Source organism: Actinomadura chokoriensis, from assembly GCF_041463665.1.
Taxonomy (GTDB): Bacteria; Actinomycetota; Actinomycetes; order Streptosporangiales; family Streptosporangiaceae; genus Spirillospora; species Spirillospora chokoriensis_A.
Genome location: NZ_JAXCEJ010000038.1, coordinates 37,901 through 60,179, shown reverse-complemented (window position 1 = coordinate 60,179; position 22,279 = coordinate 37,901). Strand labels below are relative to the sequence as shown.

General features: G+C 72.5%; 22 protein-coding genes. 12 read left to right on the top strand and 10 right to left on the bottom strand.

Annotated elements, in window-relative coordinates:
- Positions 1-120: 120 nt before the first annotated feature.
- Both SM418_RS36065 and SM418_RS36060 read left to right on the top strand, forming a co-directional pair.
- Complete coding sequence (locus SM418_RS36065) at positions 121-780, top strand: DUF5753 domain-containing protein (RefSeq protein ID WP_371946032.1); 660 nt, start codon at positions 121-123, stop codon at positions 778-780.
- Positions 777-998 (top strand): DUF397 domain-containing protein, encoded by a 222-nt coding sequence (locus SM418_RS36060; RefSeq protein ID WP_371946033.1) that lies wholly within the window; start codon positions 777-779, stop codon positions 996-998. Before SM418_RS36065 ends, SM418_RS36060 begins: the two co-directional genes overlap by 4 nt.
- A 100-nt stretch (positions 999-1,098) precedes the next feature.
- Here the strand turns inward: SM418_RS36060 and SM418_RS36055 are convergent, their stop codons facing one another.
- The gene (locus tag SM418_RS36055; protein WP_371946034.1) at positions 1,099-1,701 is read right to left on the bottom strand and encodes a DUF4190 domain-containing protein; all 603 of its coding nucleotides are present in this window, start codon (positions 1,699-1,701) and stop codon (positions 1,099-1,101) included.
- Positions 1,702-1,846: 145 nt separating this feature from the next.
- Between SM418_RS36055 and SM418_RS36050 the strand changes: the two genes are divergently transcribed.
- The 5 genes from SM418_RS36050 to SM418_RS36030 all read left to right on the top strand — a co-directional run bounded on the left by SM418_RS36050 (position 1,847) and on the right by SM418_RS36030 (position 4,184).
- A complete protein-coding gene (locus SM418_RS36050; RefSeq protein WP_371946035.1) occupies positions 1,847-2,257 on the top strand; it encodes a Scr1 family TA system antitoxin-like transcriptional regulator in 411 nt (136 codons plus the stop codon).
- An 11-nt stretch (positions 2,258-2,268) separates the two neighbouring features.
- Positions 2,269-2,466 carry a DUF397 domain-containing protein gene (locus SM418_RS36045; RefSeq protein WP_371946036.1) on the top strand — a complete coding sequence of 66 codons (198 nt, stop codon included), beginning with the start codon at positions 2,269-2,271 and terminating at the stop codon, positions 2,464-2,466.
- An 85-nt stretch (positions 2,467-2,551) separates the two neighbouring features.
- Entirely contained in the window at positions 2,552-3,160 is a 609-nt protein-coding gene (locus SM418_RS36040; RefSeq protein ID WP_371946037.1) for a 3'-5' exonuclease, read from the top strand.
- A gap of 217 nt (positions 3,161-3,377) precedes the next feature.
- Positions 3,378-3,554 carry a hypothetical protein gene (locus SM418_RS36035; protein ID WP_371946038.1) on the top strand — a complete coding sequence of 59 codons (177 nt, stop codon included), beginning with the start codon at positions 3,378-3,380 and terminating at the stop codon, positions 3,552-3,554.
- Positions 3,555-4,184 carry a hypothetical protein gene (locus SM418_RS36030; protein WP_371946039.1) on the top strand — a complete coding sequence of 210 codons (630 nt, stop codon included), beginning with the start codon at positions 3,555-3,557 and terminating at the stop codon, positions 4,182-4,184.
- 296 nt (positions 4,185-4,480) lie between these two features.
- On the opposite strand, the gene SM418_RS36025 is transcribed toward SM418_RS36030, so the two are convergent.
- Positions 4,481-6,049, bottom strand: coding sequence for a (2,3-dihydroxybenzoyl)adenylate synthase (locus SM418_RS36025; RefSeq protein WP_371946086.1), 1,569 nt, complete (start codon positions 6,047-6,049; stop codon positions 4,481-4,483).
- Positions 6,050-6,051: 2 nt separating this feature from the next.
- Positions 6,052-6,459 carry an aspartate 1-decarboxylase gene (gene panD / locus SM418_RS36020; protein ID WP_371946040.1) on the bottom strand — a complete coding sequence of 136 codons (408 nt, stop codon included), beginning with the start codon at positions 6,457-6,459 and terminating at the stop codon, positions 6,052-6,054.
- A gap of 95 nt (positions 6,460-6,554) precedes the next feature.
- Here panD and entS point away from each other — a divergent pair, with 95 nt between their 5' ends.
- A complete protein-coding gene (entS, locus tag SM418_RS36015) occupies positions 6,555-7,796 on the top strand; it encodes an enterobactin transporter EntS (protein ID WP_371966158.1) in 1,242 nt (413 codons plus the stop codon).
- On the opposite strand, the gene SM418_RS36010 is transcribed toward entS, so the two are convergent.
- Genes SM418_RS36010 through SM418_RS35995 form a run of 4 tightly spaced genes read right to left on the bottom strand, consistent with a single transcriptional unit; the run spans position 7,797 to position 14,195 of the window.
- Positions 7,797-11,291, bottom strand: a complete 3,495-nt coding sequence (locus SM418_RS36010) for a non-ribosomal peptide synthetase (RefSeq protein ID WP_371946042.1) — start codon at positions 11,289-11,291, stop codon at positions 7,797-7,799.
- Between the two features lie 35 nt (positions 11,292-11,326).
- On the bottom strand, positions 11,327-12,127 hold the full coding sequence (locus tag SM418_RS36005) for an ABC transporter ATP-binding protein (RefSeq protein WP_371946043.1): 801 nt from the start codon (positions 12,125-12,127) through the stop codon (positions 11,327-11,329).
- Entirely contained in the window at positions 12,124-13,149 is a 1,026-nt protein-coding gene (locus SM418_RS36000) for a FecCD family ABC transporter permease (protein ID WP_371946044.1), read from the bottom strand. The genes SM418_RS36005 and SM418_RS36000 overlap by 4 nt, the downstream gene beginning before the upstream one ends.
- Positions 13,146-14,195: a FecCD family ABC transporter permease gene (locus SM418_RS35995; RefSeq protein ID WP_371946045.1), complete on the bottom strand. Its 1,050-nt coding sequence runs from the start codon at positions 14,193-14,195 to the stop codon at positions 13,146-13,148. Before SM418_RS35995 ends, SM418_RS36000 begins: the two co-directional genes overlap by 4 nt.
- A 284-nt stretch (positions 14,196-14,479) precedes the next feature.
- Here SM418_RS35995 and SM418_RS35990 point away from each other — a divergent pair, with 284 nt between their 5' ends.
- The 4 genes from SM418_RS35990 to SM418_RS35975 all read left to right on the top strand — a co-directional run bounded on the left by SM418_RS35990 (position 14,480) and on the right by SM418_RS35975 (position 17,588).
- The gene (locus SM418_RS35990; RefSeq protein WP_371946046.1) at positions 14,480-15,589 is read left to right on the top strand and encodes a DUF2776 family protein; all 1,110 of its coding nucleotides are present in this window, start codon (positions 14,480-14,482) and stop codon (positions 15,587-15,589) included.
- A gap of 5 nt (positions 15,590-15,594) precedes the next feature.
- Positions 15,595-15,987 carry an STAS domain-containing protein gene (locus tag SM418_RS35985; RefSeq protein ID WP_371946047.1) on the top strand — a complete coding sequence of 131 codons (393 nt, stop codon included), beginning with the start codon at positions 15,595-15,597 and terminating at the stop codon, positions 15,985-15,987.
- A 67-nt stretch (positions 15,988-16,054) separates the two neighbouring features.
- Positions 16,055-16,930 (top strand): oxygenase MpaB family protein, encoded by an 876-nt coding sequence (locus SM418_RS35980; protein ID WP_371946048.1) that lies wholly within the window; start codon positions 16,055-16,057, stop codon positions 16,928-16,930.
- A 13-nt stretch (positions 16,931-16,943) separates the two neighbouring features.
- Positions 16,944-17,588 (top strand): TetR/AcrR family transcriptional regulator, encoded by a 645-nt coding sequence (locus SM418_RS35975; RefSeq protein WP_371946049.1) that lies wholly within the window; start codon positions 16,944-16,946, stop codon positions 17,586-17,588.
- Here SM418_RS35975 and SM418_RS35970 read toward each other — a convergent pair.
- The 3 genes from SM418_RS35970 to SM418_RS35960 all read right to left on the bottom strand — a co-directional run bounded on the left by SM418_RS35970 (position 17,585) and on the right by SM418_RS35960 (position 22,139).
- The gene (locus SM418_RS35970) at positions 17,585-19,342 is read right to left on the bottom strand and encodes an ATP-binding protein (RefSeq protein ID WP_371946050.1); all 1,758 of its coding nucleotides are present in this window, start codon (positions 19,340-19,342) and stop codon (positions 17,585-17,587) included. The two genes, SM418_RS35975 and SM418_RS35970, sit on opposite strands and share 4 nt — an antisense overlap.
- 299 nt (positions 19,343-19,641) lie before the next feature.
- Positions 19,642-20,316 carry a response regulator transcription factor gene (locus tag SM418_RS35965; RefSeq protein ID WP_371946051.1) on the bottom strand — a complete coding sequence of 225 codons (675 nt, stop codon included), beginning with the start codon at positions 20,314-20,316 and terminating at the stop codon, positions 19,642-19,644.
- Entirely contained in the window at positions 20,307-22,139 is a 1,833-nt protein-coding gene (locus SM418_RS35960; RefSeq protein ID WP_371946052.1) for a sensor histidine kinase, read from the bottom strand. The genes SM418_RS35965 and SM418_RS35960 overlap by 10 nt, the downstream gene beginning before the upstream one ends.
- Positions 22,140-22,279: the final 140 nt, after the last annotated feature.

Genomic DNA, 22,279 nt, shown 5'->3' with positions numbered 1-22,279 from the left:
TGCGGCTGGACCAACATCGCCAAGGCCAACCGGCACCACCACAAGGACCCCCGCCGCTGTCTCGCCACCCTCGGCCTCACAAACCGACATCAAGGCAGATAACGCGAGAACCCCGGAGCCGTGGCACACGATGCGGCCGCCAAGGGCTGGTGGGATTCCTATGGAAACGCCATGGGGGCGAGGCACCGACTGTACGCCGACCTCGAGTCGGGGACAGACGCCATTCGCGAGTACAACCTCAGCGTGGTCCCCGGCATCCTCCAGACTCCCGAACACACGTCCAGCCTCATCGATATAACGAGGAAGGAGGGTCGGCTCGACTTCCAACCGGAGAAGATGATGCAGGCCCGACTCAAGCGGCAAGAGGTTCTCCTCCGGCCCAACGGCCCAACGTACGAGTTTATCATCGATGAGGTCGTCATCAGGCGCCGCACCGTGCCGCGGGACGTCATGGCAACTCAACTACAGCACATGGTCAAGGTGGTGACGGCCGAACCCCGATTCACCTTGCGGGTACTCCCGCTGCACGCCGACATGGAGGGAACGCTGCTTCCGAAGGCCACGTTCGCGCTCTACACCTTCCCAGACCCGGTAGACCCACCGATGGCCGTTGTGGACACGATCACCACCGACCTCATTCACACCGAGCGCCGGGAGGTGAGGCGGTATATACAGAGATACGAGGACCTCGACAGAGGAGCGCTCGATCCGCAAGACAGCCTGGCGCTACTCACCGAGGCCGCTGACCTGTTGATCAACGAAGTGGGACCCCGAGCATGACCAAGCAGTACACACAGTGGCGCAAGTCTCAGCACAGCGAGCCCAACGGCTCTTGCGTGGAGGTGGGACGAGCAGCAGACGGGACCATAGGCGTCCGGGACACAAAAACCCAGGACAGTGGACCGATCCTGGAGTTCACTCACTCAGAATGGGCCTTCCTACTCAAATCAATTCGCTCGAGCAGCGGCGTCAACCGAGCCGCATCCCACCCGTCCTGAGTGACCCGTTCCTCGATCGACATCATGACCGCCTGAGCCTGACTCTTCCGCCGGAGCTGAAGAACGCGATCGTGGGTTGGGCGCAATGTCCGGCCGAACGCTAATTCCCCAGGCGGTTGTACGAGCATGACGCGACCGCGAACGGGCCGACAGAGGTGTTGTTGGTGACCACCTTGCCGTTGACGCGGATGCGGCACGTGACCGAGCCGCGCTCACCGGTGTTCTGAACGTCGAGAACAAGGACGTCAAAACCGCCGACTTTCCGGGACTCTTTCTTCCGCCACGGGAGCGACCGATCGTTGGCCTGCGCGCTTTCCTCGGTGAACGAGTAGGTGATGTCCGCATGGGCCGCGCCGCCAGAACCGTCGGCCTCCAGCACCACCCGTGTCTGCTTCTCTCCGGTGTCATTGAACAACGCCACCAGGAGGGTTACGACGATCACTCCGATCACGAGACCGAGATAGCCCAGGACGAGTCCCGCGATCGCCATGCCTTTACCGGCCTGGCCGGTCCTCTTGATCTGAGACAACGACACATGTCCGAAAACGATCGCCAGGATGCTGCCGATCCACCCCAGCCACAAGATACCAAGGATCAACGAAGCGACCGCCAGGGAGTTGGTGCCCTGGGGCCGCGGTCCCCCGCGGGGCTCCCCGTACGGCGGTGGCGCCCCGCCCCCGTACACTCCACCCGGCGTGGACATGACGGCCTCCCCCAATCGACTTTCCAGGCCGACCACTACCCTGAGTGATCAATCCTAACCTCTTCGGATCGGCTCATACCTGCCCGCTGCCCGCCGCTACGGCACTCTGATCGGCCTGACAAAAGCCGAGGGCCCGCTCGACTTCGTGCCGGAGAAGATGACGGACGCCCGGCTTCAGCGTGTGCGAACGGTCTTTCGGCCCGACGGACCGAAATACGAAGTGGTCGTGGACGAGGTCGTTATTCGAAGGCTCACCGTCCCCGATGACATCATGAGAGCTCAGCTCTGCCACATCATCAAGACGCTGGACGACGAGCCGCTGCTTGCCCTCCGGATCCTCCCCGTGAACGCGCGGCTCGTAGGCACGTTGCTGCTGCGCTCGACCTTCACCCTCTATACCTTTCCTGACAAGGACGACCCGCCGATGGCTGTGGTGGATACCATCACAGCTGACCTCGTCTACACAGAGCCGCGCGAGGTTGAGCGGTACACGCGACGGTACGAGAATTTTCGTCAGATGCTCCTGATCGAGGCGGCGCAAGAACCGAACGACTAGACAGGAACACTATGACCAGCCGATTCACCAACTGGCGCAAGTCACGCTACAGCGAGCCAAACGGCACGTGTGTGGAAGTGGCCCCAAGCAGCATTGGCACCGTAGGCATCCGTGACTCTAAGGCGCACAGCGCTGGGCCAATACTAGAACTGACGCGCCACGAGTGGACGAACCTCCTCCAGACCATCCGATCCGTCCAGGCGAGATGAACGCCCGTCCCCACTGAAGTCCGCTGAATCCGGAGCCACCGGCGGGGATGAGACCATCTTTGTGGACGACTGGGGAGCAGCACCTATGCCAAAGCGTGAGCTGTACGTCTCGGTCGACGTGGAGGCCGATGGGCCGATTCCGGGACCGTATTCCATGCTGAGCTTCGGGATGGCGGCCTGCGGCACCTTCGACGGGGACGAGTTCAGGCCGTCCGACCCGGCCGAGTCGACGTTCTATGCGGAACTGAAACCGATCAGCGATGCCTACGTCCCCGAGGCGCTGGCTGTGAGCGGCCTGGACCGCGGCCTCCTCGCCGTCGACGGCCGCGATCCGGCCGAGGCGATGAACGCGGCCACCGCCTGGATCACCGAGGTGTCCGCTGCGGCGAATGCCTCGCCGGTCCTCGTGGCCTACCCTCTCGGTTTCGACTGGATGTTCCTGTACTGGTACTGGATGCGATTCGCCGACGCCGGCTCGCCCTTCGGTCACTCGCGGCACCTCGACCTCAAGAGCCTGTACGCCGCCAAGGCCCGAACCCTCGTCACCCGCTCGACGAAACGGCAGATGCCCGCCGGCCTGCTGCCGGACCGGCCGCACACCCACAACGCGCTGGACGACGCGATCGAGCAGGCCGAACTGTTCCACAACCTGATCCGCTGGGCGGGGAACCCGCACCGGGACCTCCCCGGCTGAGGGCACGTCCCGGCGGCTGCGCGGCGAGCGGTGACCTGCTACGCGAAGGCCGAAAGAGCCGTTCACCGACACCGAGTGTGACATAGACCGAAAAAAAATCCTCATGTGATCGCCTTCCTCCCCTTTGATCTCCGACCTATCTTTAGCGAGCTTCATCTCGCGAGGTCGTCGTGCGCGTCCGAGCCGGGCGAATGAAGGCCGCGAGTGACACCATTTGATGGGGCTGGTTTCTGAGATGAAAAAGGCTGTGTCCGTCGTCGCGTGCGGTGGAATGCTGACCTTGACGGTGGCGGCTTCTCCGGTGCAGGCGGCGGAGACGACGATTCCGCAGCTAATCGTGGTCGATCCGATGGCGGTGGAGAACTGGAACGCCGACGTCACGGTGACCGGGTAGGTGCAGCAGGACTGCGGTGCCGGATGGGTGGCGGCCCCGGCGGGCCTGGTCGTGCACTTCGACAGCCCGGACGGGGAACTGCAGGCGACGGCGACGGTGCAGGACGGTGGCCGCTTCCGTGCGTCGTTCTATCCGGGGCCGGGCAACATCATCGCGCGGGTGGCGGGCTACGGGCAGGTCGCCGAGACGTCGGCGCGGGTGATCGGCTGGGTCAGCCAGCTGTACATCGACTACGCGCTGGGCGATCGGGACAGCAACCCGGTCTATCCGGTGCGGGGCAAGACCTTCGAGGTCCGGCGGACCTTGAAGGCGGTGCGCGGGGAGACGCTTCCCGGGCGGAAGGTGACGCTGTGGTGGGCGCCCAGGGGAACCTCCGGCTACCCCAAGACGGGCTGGAAGCAGGTCGGCTCGGGCTACACCGACGCCGCGGGGCGGGTGAAGATCGGGGTGACCGCGTGGACGGACGGATGGCTGCGCACCGGCTACGCAGGTGACACCACCTACACCGGCGTCGCCTCGGGCTATGCCTTCCGCGCGTTCTACAAGACCGGGATCGCCGGCTTCAACGCCTCCCCCGAACCCGCGCGCAAGGGGCAGTACCTGACCATCAAGGGCCGGTTGATGCGCTAAACGTCCTCGGGCGGCTGGCAGCCGATCAAGAGCAAGTGGATCAGTGCGCAGTACCGGCTGAAGGGCCAGACGAACTGGCGGATCCCGGCCTGCGGCAACGGCGGCGCCGCGACCGACTCGGCCGGATGGTTCCGGCTGAAGTGCCAGACCCCGGCCGACGCCACCTGGATGGCCTACTACCTCAATCCGTACGCTTCACCTGAAACCGGCAAGACCGACTTCCCCGCGCGGGCCACCGACTACGTCGACGTGCGGTGACCCGCTGACGGCGGGGGTCGTGCCGTGACGCCTCCGACTCACTGGACGCGGGCGGCGAGGGCCTTCTTGCTGATCTTGCCGACGGGGGTGCGGGGGAGGGCGTCACTCTCCTCCAGGCGGTCGGGGAACTTGTAGGCGGCCACGCCCCGGGTGCGCAGGAAGTCTTTGATCTCGCGGAGGTCGGGGGCCTTCTGCCCTTCTCGGATGACGAGGAAGGCGCAGGTGCGCTCGCCCATCATGGGGTCGGGGATGCCCACGACGGCGGCGTCGTGGACGGCGGGATGGGCCAGCAGGTGGTTCTCCAGTTCTTCGGCGGAGATCTTGTCGCCGCCCCGGTTGATCTGGTCCTTCTCGCGCCCTTCGACGATCAGGTTGCCCGAGGGCAGCTCCCGCACGAGGTCGCCGGTGCGGTAGAAGCCGTCCGGGGTGAAGGAGCGGGCGTTGTGCTCGGGGGCGCGGTAGTAGCCGCGCAGGGTGTAGGGGCCTCGGGTCAGGAGCTCGCCCACCTCGCCCGGGGCTACCTGCTTGCCGTCCTCGTCGACCACGCGTATCTCGTCGGCCGGGGAGAGGGGGCGGCCCTGGGTTCGCTCTATGAGGTCGCGGGGGTCGTCCAGGCGGGTGTAGTTGAGGAGGCCCTCGGCCATGCCGAAGACCTGCTGGACCTGGCAGCCGAGGACGTCGGGGACCTCGGCGGCGCGTTCCGCGGCGAACTTGGCCCCGCCCACCTGGAGGAGCCGGAGGGACGAGATGTCCTCCTCCTGCCAGGTCACCGCGTCCAGCCAGAGGAGCGCGATCGGGGGGACGACCGCGCAGACCGTGGCGCGTTCGCGTTCGATGAGGGGGAACGCCTCGTCCGGGGAGCCGGAGGGTGACAGGACGACCGTCCCGCCGGTGGCGAAGACGCCGAGGACGCCCGGGCAGGCGAGGGCGAAGTTGTGCGCGGCGGGCAGGACGACCAGGTAGACCGTGGCGGAGGTGAAGCCGCAGACCTCGGCGCTGGCCTCCAGGTTGTAGACGTAGTCACGGTGCGTCCGGGGGATCAGTTTCGGCAGGCCCGTGGTGCCGCCGGAGAGCAGGAAGACGCCCACGTCGGACGGGGCGGGGCCGTCGACCGGTACCGGGTCGGCGTCGACGGAGGCGAGGGCGGTGAGCTCCTGCGCGTCACCATCGACTATCACGTGGTCTACAGGGAGGGTGCGGGCCATCGGACGGTAGTCGAAGTCGCCGTCGCGGTCGGCGCAGATGTAGGCACGGGCTTCGGACAGCTCGCACAGGTAGCGGATCTCGCTCTCGCGGTGTGCGGGGAGAGCCAGGACAGGTGCGGCGCCGATGCGGACGAGGGCGAGGAAGGTGACGACGAACGCCGTCGTGTTGGGGAGCTGGACGACCACCCGGTCGCCGCGGCGGAGGCCGAGGCCCAGGAAGCCCGCGGCCGCCCGGGAGGCGCGGGCGTCCAGCTCGGCGTAGGTGAGGCGGTCGTCGCCGGCTACCAGGGCGGTCCGGGACGGGTCGCCGCGCAGGACGTCGCCGAGAAGGCGGCCGGTCCAGTAGCCCTCCGCCTCGTAGCGGGCCGCGAGGTCGTCCGGCCAGGGGGTGAAGCCCTCCATGGTCACCGCCCGGCCATCTGGGCGGGGGCGCCGGGGACGGGCTCGGACGGGTCGGAGCCGAGGGCCACGATGCGGTTGCCCGCGTCCACGTGGACGACATGCGGTGAATGCCGGTCCCGGGCGGACTCGTCCACGGACGTGTAGGTGATGATGATGACCATGTCGCCGGGCTGGACCAGGCGCGCGGCGGCGCCGTTGACGCCGATGACGCCGCTGCCCGCCTCGCCGGTGATGGCGTAGGTGACGAGACGGGAGCCGTTGGTGATGTCGACGACGTGGACCTGCTCGCCCTCGACGATGTCGGCCGCGGCCATGAGGTCCGCGTCGATCGTCAGGGAGCCCACGTAGTGCAGATCCGCCTGCGTGACGGTCGCGCGGTGGATCTTTCCGTTCATCAGCGTCCGCTGCACCGGTTCGTCCTCTTCTCCACGATCAACTAAGGCTAGGCTTACCTTAGCTACTTCCCCGGCAGAGGAGAACCCCGAGGATGCTCCGGCGACTGGCCATGGACATCAGTCCCCTGCGCGACAGCAGGCCGTTCCGCAACGTGTTCATCGCCCGCACCGTGTCGGTCTTCGGCATCGGGATGCTGGCGGTCGCGTTGCCCGTGCAGGTGTACGACATGACGGACTCCACCGTGCACGTCGGCGGGGTGTCGGCGGCGGAGGGGTTCGCGCTGCTCGCCGGGTTCCTGTGGGGCGGCGTGCTCGCCGACCGGTACGACCGGCGGCGGCTCATGCTGCGCGCCCGGACGGTCGCGGGCATCGGGTTCGCGCTGCTGGCGCTGAACGCGTTCCTGCCGTCCCCGTCCCTCACCGCGCTGTACGTGCTCGCGGCGTGGGACGGGCTGGCGACCGGTGTCAGCGTCACCGCGCTGCTGGCCGCGACGCCCGCGCTGGTGGCCCCGGACAAGCTCGTCGCGGCGGGGGCGCTGAACGCGCTGACCGTCCGGCTCGGATCGATGGCGTCGCCGGCGCTCGGCGGGCTCGTCGTGTCGGCGTTCGGCGTCGGCTGGAACTACGCGGCGGCCGCGGCGGGCACCATCGGCACGATCGCGCTGCTCACCGCGCTCCCGGCGCTCAAGCCCGGCACCGCGGGCGACGTGCAGGACAACCCTCTGAAGGCCATCGGGGACGGCTTCCGGTTCGTCGCGTCCCACCGGGTCGTCGGCTCGCTGATGCTCCTCGGGCTGCTCTTCATGGTCGCGGGAGGCATTCCCGTGCTGATGCCCGCGTTCGCGACCGACAGCCTGGACGGCGGAGCCACCACGGTCGGGCTCCTGTTCGCGGCGCCGGCGTGCGGGGCGGTGCTCGCGTCCGTCACCAGCGGCTGGGCCGGGTCGGCGAGGGCGCCCGGGCTGGCGCTGCTCATCGCGTCCGTCACCGGGTTCGCGGCGCTCGCCTGCCTGGGCCTGGCCCGCCATCCGGCGCTCGCCGTGGCGATCCTGTTCGTGTACGGGTTCGTCGAGTCGGTCGAGGAGATCCTCCGGTACGGGCTGATCCAGTCGCACACGCCCGACTCGCATCTGGGCCGTGTCAACGCGCTCTGGGCCGCGCAAGAGACGGGCGGCGGGGCCATAGGGTCACTGGGTTCGGGGGCTCTCGGCCGCTATCTCGCGCCGGGCGCCGCCATCGTCGTCTACGGGACGGTCAGCGCCGTCCTCGCGCTGGCCCTGGCGCTGACGCTGACCGGGCTCCGGACGGCGACGATGCGTCCGGAGCCCGATCCAGAGCCCGAGCCCGGCTGATCACCCGAGGCGGGCGGTGATCTCCTCCTCCGTCATCGCCTCGACCTCCAGCCAGATGGCGGCGACCGCCTCCAGCCGTCCCGGCGTCTCCTGGAGCTCGGCGAAGCGGCGGCAGACGCGCGCGACGGTCCGCTCGGCGAACAGCACCCGGACCGGCAGCGCGGTCGTGTCGAGCGCCTCGCGCAGCCGCGCGATCACCGTGGTCGCGAGGACGGAGTCGCCGCCGAGGGCGAAGAAGTCGGCGTCCGCGCCGATGCGCTCCTCCCCCAGCACCCCGGCGACGATCCGGGCCAGCACCTTCTCCAGGGACGTCGCCGGCTCGACGTAGGAGGCCTCGCCCTTCTCGGCCGCGGCCAGGGCGGTGAGCGCCCTGCGGTCGACCTTGCCGTTCGCGGTGAGCGGGAGCTCGTCCACGCGGACGAGCAGTTCCGGGACCATGTGCGGCGGCAGGAGTTCGCGCGCGCGGGCCAGCACCGCGTCGAGGTCGCCGGACGCCACGACGGCGGCGGCCAGCCGGCCGCCGGCCAGCAGCGCGACGGCCCGCCCCACGGCGGGGTGATCCTGCAGCGCGGCCTCGACCTCGCCGAGCTCGATCCGGAAGCCGCGCACCTTGACCTGGTGGTCGCGGCGGCCGAGGAACTCGATGCTCCCGTCCGGGCGGTGGCGGGCCAGGTCGCCCGTCCGGTACCAGCGGACGCCCTCGTGGACGACGAACCGGTCGGCGGTGCGCTCCGGGTCGCCGACGTAGCCGTCCGCGACTCCGGCGCCGCCGATCCACAGTTCGCCGGCCACCCAGTCGGGGCGGTCGCGGCCCAGCTCGTCCACGACCCGGCACGCGACGCCGCGCAGCGGAACCCCGTACGGGACGGCGTGCCAGTCGGACGGCACCTCGCCCGCGACCTCCTGCACGGTGGAGTGGATCGCCGTCTCCGTCGTGCCGCCGAGGGCGACGAACCGGCATCCGGGCGCGCGCTCCTCCAGCAGCGCGGGCAGGTGCGTGCCCACCCAGTCGCCGCCCAGCAGGACGAGCCGCAGGCTCTCCGGACGTCCCGCGTGCAGCAGCATCTCCAGCACGGAGGGGACGCAGTTCAGGACGGTCACCGACCAGTGGCGCACCAGCTCGGCCCAGCGCGCGGCGTCGCGCCGCTCTCCCTCGTCCGGAAGGACGACCGCGCCGCCCGCCGACCAGGGCGCGAACAGGTCGAACACCGACAGGTCGAAGTCGAGCGCCGACACCCCGAACGTGACGTCGTCCTCCCCGATCGCGAACCGCTCGACCAGGTCGCCGATGGTGTTCATCGCCGCGCCGTGCGACACCTCGACGCCCTTGGGGTCGCCGGTCGACCCGGACGTGAACAGGACGTACGCCACCTGGTCCGGACGGACGGCGACGGGCCGCGCCATCGGCTCGCCCTCGGCGGCCCCGGACGCGCCAGCGCCGTCCGAGAGCCCGCCGGACGACCGCACGACCGCGATCTCGTCGGCGGCCGGGCCCCGCACCGGAACGCGGCGCCCTTCCTCGTCGCCTGCCTGGACCAGGGACGCGGCGACGGCCGCGCTCGCGCGGATCCGGGCGCGGCGGGCCTCGGGCTGTTCCGGGCCTATCGGGACATAGGCGGCACCGGCCGCGAGCGCACCGAGGACGGCGGTGACCTGCGCGGGCCCTTTCGGAAGTTCGACGGCGACACGGTCGCCGGGTCGGACGCCTCCGGCCGCGAGCGCCGAGGCGACGCCCAGGGCGCGGGACGCCAGCTCGCCGTACGTCAGCGTGCCGTCGTCGCCCCAGTGCAGGGCCGGGGCGTCGGGGCGGCGGCGGGCGTGCTCGAAGAACCCCTCGGTCAGCGTGCTCGCCGCCGGCGCCGGGGTCGCGTTCAGCCCGTCGCGGACGCGGAGCTGGGACGCGGGAGCCGCTATCCCGAGGGGCGCGGACCAGTCGGCGCCGGCCGCGCCCAGCCGGGTGATCGCGCGCGTGTAGGCGTCGAACATCGCCTCGGCGACGCCGTCCGGGAACGCGGGGACGCGCACGTCCCAGTTCAGCAGCAGGCCGCCGGACACCTCGGTCACCTGCGCGTCCAGCAGCACCTGCGGCCCCTGCGAGATGATCCACTCCGGCTCGCCGAAGTGCTCGCGCACGCGCTCGCCGAACAGCTCGCCCAGGTTGAGGGCGCTGGTGTAGACGATCGGGGCCAGCACCTGCTCGCCGCGCCGCCGGGACAGGTCGCGCAGCACCTCGAGGCCGGAGTAGTCGCTATGCGCGCCCGCGGTGTGCAGGTTCGCCTGCACCGCCCGCGCCCGCTCGACGAACGGGAGCTCCGCCGTGAGGTCGGCCTCCAGCATGATCGAGCCGGTGAAGTCGCCGACGACCGAGTCCACGTCCGGGTGGACGGGCTCGCGGTGGAACAGCGGCAGGTTCAGCAGGAAGCGCGGCGTCGCCGACCAGGCGCCGACGACCTCGGCGAACACCGCCGCGAGCGCCATGGCCGGGGTGACGCCCTCGGCGTGGGCGCGGGCGATGAAGCGGTCCTTGTCGTCGGGCGCGAGCCAGTGGTGCCTGCGCTCGACGCGGTCGCCCGGCTCGGGGACGACGGGCAGTTCCGGCGGGCCGGGCAGGCCGGCGAGGCGCTCGGCCCACCATTGCCGGTCCCGCTCCCGCGCCGCGGCGCGCGGGTCGTCGGCGAGGTAGCGGGCGTAGCCGTAGCGGATCGGAGCGAGCGCCTCGCCCTCGTAGAGCGCGGCGAGGTCGGCGAGCATGACGCGGTAGCTCATCGCGTCGGCCGCGACCATGTCGACGTCCAGGTGGAGGCGGGCGGTGCCGCCGGGCAGCAGGCTGAGGCGGGCGTCGAAGACGCGGCCGTCCTCGATCGGGAGCCGCTGCTCCGACATCTCGGTCCGGATCCGCGACAGCACCGCCTCGGGCTCCCCGGACGAGCGCAGGTCGTGGACGGTCACCACGGGCTCGGGACGTTCGGGCAGGATCCGCTGCGTGCCCTCGTCCGACACGGCGACGCGCAGCATCGGATGCCGCCGGACGAGGCCGCGGACGGCGTCCTCGAACCGGGCCGGGTCGATCGCTCGGCCGTCCAGTTCGACGTACAGGTGCGCGGCGACCGAGCCGAGCGACTGGCCGGAGTCGCGGCCGATCCAGTACGCGTGCTGCATCAGCGCGAGAGGGAACGGGCCGTCCGGCTCGATGTCGTCCGGCTCGATGTCGTCCGGTTCGAGGGCGGGCGGGTCCGTGTCGGCCGGTGCGAGGCCGGGCGGGTCGCCGGTCACCTCCACCTGGCCCTTCGCGGCGAGCAGCTCCCACCACTCGGCGAGCGTGGGGCGTTCGGCCAGCTCGGCGAAGCGGATCTCGATGCCGCGGCGGCGCAGCCGGCCGGTCAGCTGCATGAGCCGGATCGAGTCCATCCCAAGCTCGATGAGGTTGTCGTCGGCCTCCGCGCGCTCGCCCAGCACGTCGGCCAGCGCGGTGTGCAGCTCATCCCAGGTCAGCACGGAACCCCTCTCAAATTAGGTAAGGCTAACCTAATTCAGGGGGTTTTCGCCGTCAACGTCCGGCGCCCGGCCGGGACGATCAGCGGCGTGTCGGTCTCCGGATCCGGGATGACGCGGCACGGCAGCCCGAACACGCGCTCCACCAGCTCGGCGGTCACGATCTCGGCGGGCGGCCCCTCGGCGAGCACCTCGCCGCCGCGCATCGCGATCAGGTGCGTGGCGTACCGGCAGGCGTGGTTGAGGTCGTGCAGGACGGCGACGAGCGTGCGGCCCTCCTCGTGGAGCCGCGCGCACAGGTCGAGCACCTCGATCTGGTGGGCGATGTCCAGGTACGTCGTGGGCTCGTCCAGCAGCAGGATCCCCGTCCGCTGGGCCAGGACGAGCGCGAGCCACACCCGCTGCCGCTGCCCGCCGGACAGCTCGTCCACCACCCGGTCCGCGAGGTCGGTGACGCCGACGGCGGCCATCGCCTCCGCGACCACCGCCTCGTCCTCCCGCGACCACTGGCGCAGCAGGCTCTGGTGCGGGTAGCGGCCGCGCGCCACGAGGTCGCCGGCCGTGATGCCCTCCGGGGTGAGCGGCGACTGCGGCAGCAGCCCGAGCCGCCGCGCGAGCCGTTTCGGCGCGAGCTCCGCGATCGGCTCGCCGTCCAGGTAGACGGTCCCCTCGCGGGGACGCAGCAGCCGGGCGAGGGCGCGCAGCAGCGTCGACTTCCCGCACGCGTTCGGCCCGACGATGACGGTGAACGACCCGTCCGGTATCTCGACGCCGAGCCCCTCGGCGACGACGCGCCTCTCGTAGGCGAGTGTGAGGTTCTCCGCGCGCAACCGGGTCACGTCGTCCCCTTCCGTCCCGTGGTGGACAGCAGCCAGGCCAGGTACACGCCACCGAGGACGCCGGTGACGACGCCCACCGGCACCGCGACCGGCAGGTGGAGCGAGACGAGGTCGCCGCAGGCGAGCAGCGCGGCGCCGGTCAGCGCGGCGGGCAGCAGCTGCGCCCCGGGGCGGCGGGTCAGCCGGCGGGCGAGCTGCGGCGCGGCGAGCGCGACGAACGGGACGGGCCCGGCCGCCGCGGTCGCCGCCGCGACGAGCCCCACCCCGGCGACGGTGAGCAGCGCCCGGGTCCGCTGGACGGGCACGCCGAGCGCCTGCGCGGCGTCGTCGCCGAGCTCCCCCATGCCGAGCGGACGGGCGAGCGCCAGCGCCGCCGGGACGAGCACGGCCAGCGCGATCGCGAGCGGGACGGCCTGGTCCCAGTCGCGCCCGTTGAGGCTGCCGGTCAGCCAGAACGCGGCCTCGTAGCCCTCCCGCAGCTCCGCGCGGGTGATGAGGTAGGAGTTCAGCGCCTCCAGCATCGCCGCCGCCGCGACGCCGATCAGCACCAGCCGGACGCCGTGCACGCCGCCGCCCCGCCGGTAGGCGACCAGGTAGACGGCGAGGGCGGTGAGCACCGCGCCCGCCACCGAGCTGACCGTGATCGCGACGGCGCCGCCGCCGAACACGAGGATCTGCAGCAGCGCGCCGGACGCCGAGCCCGTCGTGAAGCCGATCAGGTCGGGGCTGCCGAGCGGGTTGCGGGAGATGCTCTGGAAGATCGCGCCGCTGAGCCCGAGCGCGAGGCCGGCGAGCAGCCCGGTGACGGCGCGCGGCAGCCGCAGGGTCGTGACGATGAACTCGGTGGCCCGGTCGCCCTGCCCGACGACGGCGCGCACCACGTCCGGCGGCGAGATGGGGAACTCCCCCGAGCCGACGACGAGGACGGCCGCGGAGGCCGCGACGACCGCCAGCACCGCGCACACCGCGGCGGCCCGCGGCTCCCATCGCAGCGAGACCCCGCCCGCGCGCAGCACCCTCATAGGTCGCGCGTCCTTCCCCGCCGGACCATCACGGCGAACAGCGGCGCCCCGAGGAACGCGGTGACGATGCCGGTCTCCAGCTCGCCGGGCGTGATGACGCGGCCGATGACGTCCGCGCCGAGCAGCAGGATGGGCGCGAGGAGCAGCGAGCAGGGCAGGACGAGCCGCTGGTCTGGGCCCGCGACCGTCCGGACGATGTACGGGACGGCCAGCCCGAGGAACCAGATCGGCCCGGCCGCCGCCGTCGCGGACCCGCACAGCAGCACCACCGCGAGCGCGCCGAGCGCCCGCGTCCGGCCGGGGCTGGAGCCGAGGGCGCGGCCCGCGTCGTCGCCCATGCCGAGGGCGTTCAGCGGACGGGCGAGCAGCAGCGCCAGGACCGTCCCCGCCAGGACGAACGGGAGGACGCGGTAGAAGACCGCCATCTCCCGGCCGCCGAGCGAGCCGACCTGCCAGAACCGGAAGCCGTTGAAGGTGGCGGGGCTGAGCAGCATGACGCCGGCCGTCATCGAGCTGAACACGGCGTTGAGTGCCGCGCCGGCGAGCACCAGCCGCGCCGGTGACGCGCCGCCCCGTCCCCGCGCGCCGATCATGTAGACGAGGGCCGCCGCGCCCGCCGCGCCGGCGAACGCCGCCCAGACGTAGACGAGCACGTCGTCCAAGCGGACCGCGGCGAGCACGAGGACGACCGCGAGCGCCGCGCCGCCGTTCACGCCGAGCAGCCCCGGTTCGGCGAGCGGGTTGCGGGTGAGGGCCTGCATCACCGCGCCGGCGAGCCCGAGCGCCATGCCGACGACGATGCCGAGGAGGGTGCGCGGCAGCCGCAGCTCGTGGACGATCAGCTCCGCCCTTGAATCGCCGTCCGGGGAGAACACGCCGGGCAGCACCCGCCCGAACGGGACGTCCCCGGCGCCGATCGCGAGGCTCGCCACGACCGTCAGCAGCAGCGCCGCCATGATCGCGACGAGCCACAGGAGGCGGGAGCCGCGTCCCGCCGCCCGCTTCGCCGGGGGCCGCACCGGGGGTCGTCGCGCGGGAGACAGCACGATCTGAGGCTAGCCTAAGCTAACTACCCCGGTGAAGCCGCTCGTCGAGAATGCGTCCGTGCCCGTCCGAGGCGGGGCTCTCCCCGCACGGCGTTGGTACTGGTAGCGCATCCTGGGTATGGGTGCGATCGCAGTACGAGCCGTGCCGGTCTACGCGGGGACAGGTCCAGGTCAAAGAGGTGTTCACCCTCGCCGATGGTGGCCGGTCTGCCCCGGCCGCCTTCCTGGGGCAGCTGACGGGACCGGCGCGTTGATGGTTTCTGACGCCATCCCCAGGGGGCTCGATGAACTACAAGATCAGCGTCCTGTTCCGAGCCATACCAGTGCTCATGGGCGCCGTATCAGCCGCACTGGGCGGATACGTGCTCGCACATGCGTCCGGGCCGAGCGCGCGCGTCGCGGGCCTGGTGCTCGTATTCCTGGCGGCCATCTGCCTCTGCCTGTTCGCCACAGCGGCGACGATCATCAGGCAGCTCATCGGCCGCTACACCGCGCTGGACCGGCTGCTCTATCCGGTATTCGGTTTCGCGGTCGCCGGCGTCGCCACGGGGTACGGGCTCTGGCTGCTCTCCGGGACTCCGCCGTCGCCGCCCGACTTCATCGCCGGGCATGTGATCTTCGGTGTCGGCATGGTCTGCGTGTGCGTCTCGTGCGTGGCCACGGTCTCCACCCGGTTCCTTCTGATCAACGAGAACTCGGCCCTGCCCGAGAGGTCGCCACCGCGTTCGCCGGCGCCGTTCGGCCCGCTCGCCGCGGGAATCCTGACGACGCTTCCGGTCCTCGCGGCCCTGGCCACCTGGGCGTGGGCCTTCACCCTGCTGGCGGGCGGGGGCGGCGGAGTCGCGGCGGGGCGTTTCACCGCCGCGCACGTGATGATCGGCCTGGCGCTCGTCTGCACCTGCCTCATCGGGCTGGTGGCCGGCATCCTGCGGCAGATCCAGAACACCTACACCCCGCGGGAGCGCGTCCTCTGGCCCGGATCGGCCGCCGTCCTCGGGGCCGCCGGCATCGTGCTGGCTCTGATCGTCATCTCCGTGCACACCCGGCCCTCCCAACTGGCCGCCGAATACGTACTGATCGGCCTGGGGCTCATCTGCTGGAGCATCCTCAGCAAGGTCCTGCTGCTCGCGCTCGTCTGGCGGCGGCAGGCCCCCCTGGCGAACCGGGTGCCGCTGATTCCGGTCGGCACGGCCCTGCTCTGCCTGTTCCTCTCGGCGTTCCTCTTCGAGTCGGCCGATCCCGCGGTGCTCGTCTCGGCCCGTGTCCTGGTCGGTCTCGGCTGCATCTGCTTCTCGCTGTTCTCCATCGTCTCCATCCTGGAGAGCGGGACCAGCGGCGGCGGAGACGGCGGAAAGGCCGGGAACGGCGGGCGCCCGGCGACCAACGGAAGGTGATCAGCATGTCCCTCGCAGCCGGCGGCCCGGCGGACCCCTCCGCCGGCGCGTTGCGCCTCAGCAGCCAGGTCCGCGGCCCCTGCCTGCTCGTGGAGGCGGACGGGGAGTTCACCATCCTCACGGCCGGCCTGCTGCGCGAGCGGGTCCTCGCCGACATGCGCGGCGCGGCGCGGCCGCCGCTGGTCGTCCTGGACGTCGCCGGGGTCGGCTTCTGCGACTCCTCCGGCCTCAACGCGCTCATCGTCCTCTGGAAGGCCGCGCACCGGGCCGGCGGCGAGTTCGTCCTGGCCGGACTGGACCGGCGGTTCCGCACGATCATCGAGCGCAGCGGCCTGGACCGCCACCTCGTCTCCCACCCGACCGCCGAGGAGGCCCTCGCCTCGCTGTCCGCGCACTAGCGCCGCCGCCGCCCACTGCATACGATGATACGAGATTTGTATTGTCGTCTCACGAGGGCGAGGGCCCATGCCAGACCTCGACGCCGCCGCGCCGGCCCGCCCGGCGGGCGCCATCCCCGGACCGTCCTCGCTCACCTGGCGGTACGCGGGCGACTGGCGCGGCGTGTTCTCCAGCCGGTCCACGCTGCTCCTGCAGGTCGCGCACCCCGTCGTCGGCGCGGGCGTCGCCGACCACTCCGACTTCCTCCGGGACCGCTGGGGACGGCTGGTCCGCACCCTGGAGTCGACGTTCGACTTCCTCGGCTACCGCGGCGAGGAACGCGGCCGCACCGAGGCGGCCCGGCTCCGCGAGATCCACAAGGACATCAAGGGCGTGGACGCCGAGGGGCGCCGCTACCACGCGCTGAACCCCGAGGCGTACCTGTGGGTCCACGCGACCCTCTACCACGGCATGGTCGAGACCCAGCGGGTCTTCGGCCGCGCCCTCGGCCCCGTCAAGGAGGCGGCGCTCTTCGGCGAATGGCGCGACCTCGCGCTGGCCCTCGGCATCACCGAACGCCACCTCCCGGACGGACCGGCCGCGTTCCGCGCCTACTTCGACGGCATGGTCGAGAACCGGCTGGAACGCAACGAGACCGTCGACCTGCTCATCAGGCTCGACCGCGAGCCGCTGCCGCCGCCCCCGAACTGGCCGCTGCCGAGGGCCGCCTGGACCGGCCTCGCCCTCCCCCCGGGCCGGCTGCTGCGCACGACGGGCATCGCCACGCTCCCGCCCGTCCTGCGGGAGCGGTTCGGCCTCCGCTGGACGCCCTTCGACCAGCGCCGCTTCGACGTCCTCGCGCGCGGCGTGCGGCTCGCCGGCGCGCTGACGCCCGAACCGCTGCGCCACTCCCCCGTCGCGGCCCGCGCCATGCGCAGGGCCCGGCGGTCGCGCGGCGGCTAGAGTCGGCCGCACGATGACGAGCGACGAGGAAATCCTGCGCAGCCTGCTCACCGGCGGCCCCGAGAGCGAACCCCAGACCGACCGCATCCTGGACGCGGCCCTGCGCTCCTTCGAGACCTACGGGCCGCGCCGCACCACGATGGACGACGTCGCCCGCGAGTCCGGGCTCGGCCGCGCCACGATCTACCGGCGCTTCCCGACCAAGGGCGACCTGGTCACGGGCGTCCTGCTGCGCGAGGCGCGGCGCTTCTTCGCGGAGCTGGACGAGGCCGTCGCCACGCTCCCCACCTTGGAGGAGCGGCTCGTCGAGGGCTTCGCCGTCACCCTGCGGATCAGCCGCGAGCAGCGGCTTCTGTCCCGGCTCATGGTCGTCGAGCCGGAGCTGTTCCTCCCGCACTCCACGATCAAGGCGGGGCCGCTGCTGGCCGCCGCCCGCGGCTACCTCGCCGGCCGCCTGCGCACGGCCCAGCGCCTCGGCGCCGCCCCCGCCGGCGTCGACCCCGAGGTCGTCGCCGAGATCCTCGTCCGCCTCACCCACTCCCTCGTCCTCACCCCGGAGGGCCACATCCCGCTCGACGACGAGGGCGCCCGCGCCTTCGCCCGCCACTACCTCCTTCCCATCGTCCGCACCTCCCCGGACCGCGGCGGCCCCGGCTAGGGCGGGGCGGGGAGCGTGATGGTCAGGGTGGTGCCCTTTCCGGGCGGGCTCTGGACGGTCACGTGGCCGCGGAGGGCCCGGACCCGGTCGGTCAGCCCCGCGAGGCCGCCGCGGGGGGCCGGGGTCGCGCCGCCCACCCCGTCGTCGCGGATCTCGGCCACGATCGTGCCGGCGCCGGAGCGGACGCTCAGGTCGATGGAGTTCGCCCCGGCGTGTTTCACGGCGTTGGTGAGCGCCTCGCAGAGGGCGAAGTAGAGGGTCGACTCGATCTCGGGCGGGAAGCGGCCGCCCGGCAGGTCGAGCCGGACGGGCACGGGGGCGCGGGCCGCGACCAGTTCCATGGCCGCGGCGAGGCCGGCCTCGGCGAGGATCGCCGGATGCACGCCGCGGGCCAGGTCGTCCAGCTCGGCGACGGCCTCGGCCAGCTCGCGGCGGCAGGTCCGGGCCTGCTCGCGGGCCGCCGGGTCCGCGGCGGCGGCCTCCAGGCGGCCGAGGGTCCGCTCCAGCGCGCGCAGGCGGGCCCTGGCGCTGCGCTTCAGATCAGCCGCCAGCCGCTCGCGTTCGGCGGCCTGGAGGCGGACGAGGCGCTCCTGCGCGTCGCGGGCGCGTTCGAGGTTGGCCTGCGCGGCGGCCTGCAGCCGGACGGTCTCCAGCGCCCGGCCGCCCGCGGTCAGCGCCGCCTCGACGAGCGGTTCGTGGTCGCGGAGCGCCGCGGCGACGTCGACCGTGGCGAGCGGCTCCCCCACGGACGTGCGGACCTCGTGCCGCCAGCGCCCCGGCCGTAACTCCAGCGGCGCGCCCATGTCGCGTCCGTCCACGCCGACGTAGCCGCCGTCGGCCCAGAGCCACAGGTCGAGGGTGTCGTCGCCGAGGACGCTGCGCAGGGCGTCGCGCACCTTCTCCAGGGAGACGGGTGCGGTGAGGCGGTGCATGCGCTCGACCACGGTCAGCTCGGACAGGCGGGCGCGCAGCGCGGTGAACAGGAAGGCGATCGGCAGCGTCGTGGCGCAGAAGCCCTGGACGAAGTAGACGCCCAGAACGTCGTCGTGTGTGACGGCGGTGCCGAGGAGCGCGCCCTGCACGGCGAGCGCGGCGCTGACGCCGATCGTCACGGCGGCGGCGACGGGGACGGTGAACGCGCGGTCCAGCCGCCCGGTCCGGGGCAGCCGCGCCAGCAGAATGATCACCAGCGCGCCGGCGAGCACGACCATCGCCGCCGTCACGGCGCGCTGCGCGCAGCCGAACACCTCCTGGTCGGGATGGACGGACGGCCAGGTCACCGAGTCGGCGAAGCCGTTCCAGCGCGGCCGCGACACCGCGCACAGCAGCGCCTGCCCGCCGACCATGATCACCACGGCGGCGGCCGTCCACAGCCGGGCGGCGGCGCCGTCCAGCCGGCCGCCCGGGTACAGCACGACGCCGACGCCGATCGCGACGAAGAACACCGACTGGGCGAACACCGACACGAGCGGCGCCAAGCCGGCGTTCCAGGCCGCCGACCAGGTGACGGCCCACGCCGCGGCGGCGAGGACGAACGCCGCGCCCGTCCGCCGCCCGGCCCGCCCCGCGGTGAGCAGCCCGCCCGCGACGGCGAACCCGCCGCAGCACGCCAGCGTGATCGCGGCGGCGACGGGGTGCCCGCGCCAGTACGGCCAGCCGCACACCAGGGCGGCCGCCGCGACCGTCACGCCCGTGCCCAGGGCGCGGCGGACCCGCGCGCCCAGCCACAGCGGCCACCGGGGGACGGCCCTCACGGCGTTCCTTCCGTGTCGTCCCGGGAAACCACCGTCCGGGAATGGGGTTTTCCCGGATGTGCGCGGCACGCGGCCCCGGGAGCATGGGAGGGTGCCGGACGCGGCGTCCCCGGCACGGCTCCGCGGCGCGTCCCGGTGGAGCGCGGGGGCCACCACCGGGTCACCGACGCGACCCGACTCCCTCGGTCAGTTTTCCGTACCCCGGGCGAGAAGCGGGAGGGCCCGTTACCCGATTGATGCCCGCCCGCGCGGATCCGGCGGCCCGGTCACGGTCCCGGCGTCAGCGGGTCCCGGCGGCGTCAGCGGGTCTCGGCGGCCCGCAGCCAGGTGAGGACGGCGAGCACCCGCTTGTTGCTGTCCTGGGGTCCGGGCGGCCCGCCCGCCGAGACGATCTTCAGCTTGGTGAAGATGGACCGCACGTGGTCCTCGACCGTCCGGGCGGACAGGTGCAGCCGCTTGCCGATCCCCGCGTTCGAGTGCCCCTCGGCCATCAGCTCCAGGACCTCCCGCTCGCGGCCGGACAGCCGGGACAGCTCCTGCTCGCGGTGCCGCGCCTCGACGAGCCGGCTCACCACGTCCGGGTCGATGACGACCTCGCCGCGCATGACCCGCTCCAGCGCCGAGCGCAGGTTCTCCACGTCCGTGACGTGGTCCTTCAGCAGGTAGCCGACGCCGCGGGGCTGGTCGCGGAACAGCTCCATCGCCTGCGGCGTCTCGTTGAACGCCGACAGGACGAGGACGCCGAGGCCCGGGTGGCGCTCCAGCAGCCGCCGGGCGGCGACGACGCCCTCGTTGGTGAACGTCGGCGGCATGTGCAGGTCGACGATCGCCACGTCGGGCGGGTCGCCGGCGATGCGGGCGAGCAGCTCCGCCCCCGAGCCCGCGGACGCCACGACCTCGATGCCGACCGTGGTGAGCAGGGTGACCAGTGCCTGCCGGAAGATCCCGCTGTCCTCCGCCACGGCTACTCGCATGGAAGGTCCATCCTTATCGTCGTGCCCTCGCCGGGGCCGCCGCCGACTTCCACCCGGCCGTGCAGCGCCCTGGCCCGGCCGGTCAGCCCGGCGAGATCGGCGGCGGGGTCGCAGGGGCCCGTGCCGTCACAGGTCACCTCCGCGGCCAGCCGGCCGTCCTCATGGCCGACCCGGACGTGCACCAGGGTCGCGTGCGCGCGTTCGACAGCGTACGACAGCGACTCGCAGAGCACCGAGTAAAGCGTGGACTCGATCTCGCGGGAGAACCGGCGCGGGGTGACGTCGAGCTTGACGCGGACGCCGACCCGCTCGGCGAGGACCTCCAGCGCCGGCCCGAGGCCGTCCTGGGCGAGCAGCGCGGGCCGCACCTCGCGGGCGAGCGCGCGCAGCTCGGCGAGGGCCTCCATCAGCTCGGCGCGGCAGGTCCGGGCGTGCTCCTTCACCGCCGGGTCGTCGGTCACGGCCTCCAGCGTGCCGAGCATCGCGCCGAGCGCGAGCAGCCGCTGCTGGGCGCCGTCGTGCAGGTCGCGGGCGAGGCGTTCGCGCTCCACGGTCTCCGCGCGGACGAGCCGGCGGTAGGCGGACCGGACCTGTTCCAGGCCCGCGTGCACGCTGGCCTGCAGCCGCGCGGTCTCCAGCGCCCGGCCGCCCGCGTCGAGCGCCGCCTCGACCAGCGAGCCGTGGTCGCGGAGCGCGCCGCCCAGCTCCACGACGGCCAGCGGGTCCCCGCCGGCGCTGCGGACCCGCCGCCGCCACCGCCCGCCGTCCCCGGGCGCCGGGTCGTCCGGGTCGCCGTCCGGGTCTCCGTCCAGGCCGCCGTCGGGGCCGAGGTCGACGGGACGCCCGGCGGTGTCGACATAGGCCCGCTCCATCGGCGCCCAGAACCACAGCTCCAGCGTCGGGTCGTGCAGGACGTCGCGCAGCGCGTCGCGGACCCGTTCGACCGACACCGGCGCGGTCAGCCGCAGCATCCGGCCGGCGACGGTCAGCTCGCTGATGCGGACCCGCAGCCCGGACGCCAGCAGGGTGAGCGGGACGAGGACGACGACCGCGCCCTGCACCACGTACACGTGCAGGAGGTCGTCCAGGGGGACCGAGGCCTCCATGATCGGCTTCTGCGTCAGCGCGGCCGAGATGCCCACGAACCCGATGGCGACGGTCACCGGGAGGGTGAGCAGGCGCCGCAACCGGCCCATCCGCGGCAGCCGCAGCATCAGCACGACGGCGAACGACAGGGCGAGGAGGACGTACAGCGCGGCCGAGACCCGCAGGACGACCCGGAACACCTCCAGGTCCGGGAACGGCGCGGGCCACCACACCGACTCGCCGCGGAACGCCGCCCACTCCGGCTCGGAGGTGACCCACAGCGCGGTCGGGCAGATCAGCAGGACGGCGCACGCCAGGGCCGTCCAGATCCGGTCGGCCAGGTACTCCAGCCGTCCGGCCGGGTAGAGCAGGACGCCCACCGACAGCGCGAGATAGAACTCGGCCTGCGCGTAGGGCGACAGGATCGGCCCGAAGGTCGCGTCCCAGCTCGCCGCCCAGTTGAGCGCCCAGCAGACCGACGCGATCACGAACAGCAGCCCGGTGCGGCGGGTCCGCCCGCCGGTCGCGAGCAGCACGCCCACCACGGCGATGGCGGCACAGCTGAGCAGCGTGATCGCCGCGGCGCCCGGACGGTCCCGCCAGTACGGCCAGCCCGCCACCAGCGCCAGCCCCGCCACCGCCAGTCCGGCGACGAGGGCGCGCCTCGTCTCCGCGCCGAACCACGGTGGCGACCTGCGCCGCCGCGGAGCGGAAATCACCACGACCACCCTCTCCATGCTCGGACCTCGGGGGACGTCCTGCCACCGGAAACCCACGGGCTCCGGTCCGTGCTTTCCCGGACGCGGCGCCGGGCGCGGCTCCCCGCCGGCGGCCGCACCGGCAGTCTCCCCGACCCGGCCCGGGTTCCCGCAGCGGC